The sequence below is a fragment of the Streptomyces sp. SM1 genome, from assembly GCF_002910825.1.
Lineage (GTDB): Bacteria > Actinomycetota > Actinomycetes > Streptomycetales > Streptomycetaceae > Streptomyces > Streptomyces okerensis.
Window position 1 is genome coordinate 13,389 of sequence record NZ_NEUB01001032.1, and the last position, 5,089, is coordinate 18,477.

General features: G+C 73.3%; 3 protein-coding genes. All 3 read right to left on the reverse strand.

From position 1 onward, the window contains the following. Positions 1-41 precede the first annotated feature (41 nt). Entirely contained in the window at positions 42-902 is an 861-nt protein-coding gene (locus B9S61_RS37625) for a triacylglycerol lipase (protein WP_103546177.1), read from the reverse strand. A gap of 307 nt (positions 903-1,209) precedes the next feature. Continuing rightward, on the reverse strand, positions 1,210-2,178 hold the full coding sequence (locus B9S61_RS37630; RefSeq protein WP_103546178.1) for a hypothetical protein: 969 nt from the start codon (positions 2,176-2,178) through the stop codon (positions 1,210-1,212). Beyond that, positions 2,175-5,089 (reverse strand): DNA polymerase III subunit alpha (gene dnaE / locus B9S61_RS37635; protein WP_103546179.1); only part of this gene is annotated, 2,915 nt, incomplete at its 5' end. The genes dnaE and B9S61_RS37630, both read right to left, overlap by 4 nt.

Sequence of the window (5,089 nt, forward strand, 5' to 3'; positions counted from 1 at the left end):
CCGGACAGGGCCCCCGCGCGTGCGCCGCGTACCGACACGTGTCAGCTGAACACCGAGGCGCAGGTGGTCGGTTTCGCCCGGGCCGGGTCGAGGGCGTTGGCCACTTCGTGGAACGCGATCCGGTCGAACAGTCCGATGGCCACGTGCCCGGACAGGTCGACCGGACAGAGGTCCTGGAGCAGTACGTTGCGCACGTTCGGTCCGGTCAGGAAGGCGCTGCGGTACGGGGTGACGACCTGGTCGTACCGGGTGGCGATAACGGTGTAGCGGACGCCGGGCACGGTGTCGCCGCCCGCGTTGAGCCGGGCGAGGAAGTCGGAGCCGGCGACCTGGTCGGCGAGGGCGGGGGTGGCCTCGCTCAGCAGGTCCTCGGCGCCCGGGAAGTACGGCAGCAGCGCGGTGAGCCCGCCGAGGGTGGTGCCGTGGTTGCTGGGCGCGATACCGACGAGGGCGTTCACCTCGTCCGCTCCGCCGAGGAACTTGAGGTAGTGGCGCGGCATCATGCCGCCCTGGGAGTGGCCGACGATGTCGGTCTCGTCGGCGCCGGTCGCGGCGAGCACGGTGTCGACGAAGGCGTCGAGCTCTTCGGCGGACTTCTCGACGGGCCCGAGGCCGTGGAGGAAGGGGACGCCGGGGAGCCGGCCGTAGTCGAGGGAGAAGACGCAGTAGCCGCGGTGCTTCAGATACGGCGCGAGGCCGAGCCAGTTGTCGACGGAGTTGCCGAAGGTGCCGTGGACCAGGACGACGGGGCGGGGATGGGCGGCGGAGGGCACGCACGTGTAGTCGTTCCAGCCGGAGCTGGGCGCGGCGGCGGCCTGGGCACTCGCGGAGGGGACGGTGACGGCCGCGGCGGCCAGGAGGAACGCGGCCAGCGGTCTGATCACCCGCTTCCAGGGCAGCATCGTGTGATCTCCTTGCGGTTCGAGGGGGAAGGGTGGGGTCCTACGCCCTGTGATCCGGATCACGAGGATGCTGTTCACTCGTCAAGTTACGGGTGGGTAGCAAAGAGGGGAAGTTACGGGTCGGTAAAAACTTCCGGCCTTGACCGGCGCGCGATCTCCGTCACCTGATAATGCGTCACCAATGGGGTCGAATCGGCCCGCCGGGCGCGTGACGCAGCAACCGCCCGGCCAGAGCCCGCAGCTCACCCGGCACCTCGCCCCGGGCCCGCGCGTCGTGCCGCCGTGGACCGGCCGGGGATGCCGGGTGCTACGCGGCCAGCGTGCCCGGCATCACCGCGCGGGGGCCGAACTTCGCCCGCGCCCGGTCCGCGACCTCCTCGATCCTGCGTGCCTTCTCGTCCACCGGATCGAAGGTGAGCTGGTGGGAGGCCCGTTCGGCGGGGTCGAGACCCTCCGCGCGGAGAGCGATCGAGCGGACCCGGGCGCGTTGCAGACCGAGCGCCTCGTACAGGGCGTACGCCGCCCCGGTGAGCGCGGCCGAGTGCGCGGTCGGCTCGGGGAGGGTGCGGGTACGGGTGGTCGCGGACCTGTCGGCGTAACGCACGGTGAGGGTGAGACCGCGGCAGACCTTGTCGAGGGCGCGCAGCCGGGCGCCCAGTTCCTCGGCGGCCGAGAGCAGGGCGCGGCGGTGCCGGCCGGGGTCCAGTTCGTCGCGGGTGAAGGGGCGTTCGGTGGCCAGCGACCGGGAGACCGCGTTCGGGACGACCCGGCCGCGGTCGACACCGTTCGCCTTCTCGTGCAGTTCGCGCCCCGTCCTGGCGCCCACCAGCCGCTGGAGCGTGGACAGCGGGGCGGCGGCGACCCGGCCGAGGGTGTCGAGACCGTACTCGCACAGGGTGCGGGCCGTCCTGGTGCCGACGCCGGGCAGCGCGACGACGGGCCGGCCGGCGAGGAACTCCCGCACCTCGTCCTCGGGCACCGCGCGGGTCAGTCCCGGCCGGGCGTCCCGCAGGGCCATGCGGGCCAGCATCGGGCCGGGGCCGGCGCCGATCACGCAGTCGACGCCGTGCAGGGCGAGGGCGCGCACCCGGATCACCGAGGCCAGTTCGAGGGCCGTGCGCCCGAAGTACCGTTCGGCGCCGCGCAGATCGGCCAGCGCCCCGTCCGGCGGCAGGGCCTGGACGACGGGGGTGAACTCCTCCAGCAGGCCGAGCAGCCCCGGCAGGGCGGCCTCGCACATCGGAGGCAGCTGGAAACGTACGCAGAGAATGGTCATCCCGCACTCCCCGGACTCTGGTGCCACAACTTCCTTCCCACCGCGGGCCCTTCGCCCGCGGGGCGCAGATCGGCCCAGGGGTGCATCTCGTACCCCGTGGGCATGCGGATCGTTCTGTCCTCCATCGGGTCCCGGGCCGCGGAGCCGGCCGGCGCGGGCCGTCCGTCCGAACCGGCGAGCCGCCTGCGGGCCGGGCCGTCACCGTCGTCGTCGCCGCCGGATTCCGAGCCGGTTCCGGCCGGCTCGGCGAGCCGCGCGGCGACTCCCTCCAGCCCTTCCTCCCGGCGGATCTCCAGCAGGTCGGCGAGATTCCAGGCGGCGGAGCCGACCACGCTGAAGCTGCGCGGGCCCCGCCGCTGCACCACCCCGCGCACCAGCAGCAGCCAGGAGTGGAAGACGGTGTGGGCGCAGGCGTCGTGGGAGTCGTCGAAGAAGGCGAGGTCGACCAGGCCCGTGCCGTCGTCCAGGGTGGAGAAGATGACCCGCTTGCCGGAGCGGATGGGCGGGGTCTGGGTGGCCGCCTTGGCGCCCGCGACCAGCACGGTGTCCCCGTGCCGGGCCTCGCGCAGCCGCCGCGCGGAGAGCACGCCCAGTTCCTCGAGGAAGGTGCCGTGGTCGTCCATCAGATGACGTGAGGCGTCCATGGACAGCACGCCCAGTTCGGCGCTGAGCCTCTCCGACGAGGTGAGGTCGGGCAGTCCGGCCGGGGCGGTCCTCCGGCCGCCGGACAGGGGGAGCTGGTCGCCGCGTCCGCCGCGGGCGCCCCGGTGCAGTTCGGTCAGGTGCAGTTGCAGATCACGGCGGTTGGCGCCGAACGCGTCCAGCGCGCCGACCTGGGCGAGGCGTCCGGCGAGGGGGCGGCTGGGGCGGGCCCGCTCCCAGAAGTCGAGCAGGGAGGCGTACGGCTGTCCCCCGGCGATCCGGGCGGCCTCGGCCTCGCTGATGCCGTGCACGTCGGAGAGCGCCAGCCGGAGCCCCCACGCTTCCCCCGGGCCCTTCGACCCCTGCGGATCCTTCGGGCCCTTCGCCCTCTGTGATTCAGACACCAGTTCGATCCTGTGGGCGATCCCCGACTTGTTCACATCCAGCGGCAGCACCGGCACCCCGCGCCGCCGCGCGTCCGCCAGCAGCAGCCGCTTCGGGTACATCCCGGGGTCGTGGGTGAGCAGCCCCGCGTAGAAGGCGGCCGGGTGGTGCGCCTTCAGCCACGCCGACTGGTACGTCGGTACGGCGAAGGCGACCGCGTGCGCCTTGCAGAAGCCGTAGGACCCGAAGGCCTCGACGATCTCCCAGGTGCGCTGAATCGTTTCCGCGTCATAGCCGCGGGCCGCCGCCCGCTGCGCGAACCAGGCCTTGATCCGCCCCTGCGACTCCGGGTCGGACAGCCCGCGCCGCACCCGGTCCGCCTCGCCGCGCCCGCAGCCGGTCAGGGTGGCCACGATGTCGATGACCTGTTCGTGGAAGACGACCACCCCGTAGGTCCCCTTCAGCGGCTCCTGAAGGTCCGGGTGCGGATAGCGCACCGGCGCCCGCCCGTGCCGCGCCTCGATGAACGGGCGCACCATGTCGGCGGCGACCGGACCGGGCCGGAAGAGGGAGATGTCCACGACCAGGTCGTGGAAGGTCGACGGCTGGAGCCGTCCGACCAGGTCCCGCTGGCCCGGCGACTCGATCTGGAAGCAGCCGAGCGTCTCGGTGGACCGGATGAGCCCGTACGTCGCCGGGTCGCCCTCCGGCACCGCGTCCAGGTCGATCCGCTCCCCCGTCGCCCGTTCCACCTCGGTGACCGCATGCGCCATCGCCGACTGCATCCGCACGCCCAGCACATCGAGCTTGAGCAGTCCGAGGTCCTCCACGTCGTCCTTGTCGAACTGCGCCATGGGGAAGCCCTCGCCGCTGGTGGGCATGACCGGCGTACGGGTCAGCAGGGAGGCGTCGGACAGCAGGACGCCGCAGGGGTGCATGGCGACACCGCGCGGGAGCGCGTCGAGGGCCTCGACCAGCTCCCACAGCCTGCCGTACCTCTCCTTCTCCCCCGCCAGCTCCCGCAGTTCGGGCAGTTCCTCGAGCGCCGCGCGGGCGTCGCGGGCGCGGATGTGCGGGAAGGACTTGGCGATCCGGTCGATCTCGGCCGGGTCCATGGACAGCGCCGCGCCGACGTCCCGGACGGCGTGGCGCACCCGGTAGGTCTCCGGCATGGCGACCGTGGCGACCCGCTCGGTACCGAACCGGCCGATGATCGCGCGGTACACCTCCAGGCGCCGCGCGGACTCCACGTCGATGTCGATGTCGGGCAGCACGACCCGCTCCCTGGACAGGAAGCGTTCCATCAGCAGCCCGTGCTCGACCGGGTCGGCGTGCGCGATGCCGAGGAGGTGGTTGACCAGGGAGCCGGCACCGGAACCGCGTGCGGCGACCCGGATGCCCATGTCCCGTACGTCGTCGACGACCTGGGAGACGGTGAGGAAGTAGGAGGCGAAGCCGTGGTGGGCGATGATGTCCAGCTCGTGGTGCATCCGCTCCCAGTACTCCCGGCGGCCGGCGTACCCGCGCAGCACCATGCCCGCCGCCGCCCGGGAGGCCAGCGTCCGCTGGGCGGTGCGGCGGCCGGCGCCGACGAGGTGGGGTTCGGGGAAGTGGACGCTGCCCATGCCGAGGTCGTCCTCGGGGTCGACCAGGCATTCGGCGGCCGTGGCCCGCGTCTGGTCCAGCAGCCGGAGGGCGGCCTCGCGCCGGAAGCCCGCGGCCTCCACCACCCGCTCGGCCGCTCCCAGCATGGCGCCCTGGTCCTTGAGCCAGGCCTCGCCGGAGTCCAGCCCCCTGGCCGGGTCGACGGGGACCAGCCGGCGGGCGGCGTCCAGCACGTCGGCGACCGGGCCGAGGCCGGGGTCGGCGTAGCGGACGGCGTTGC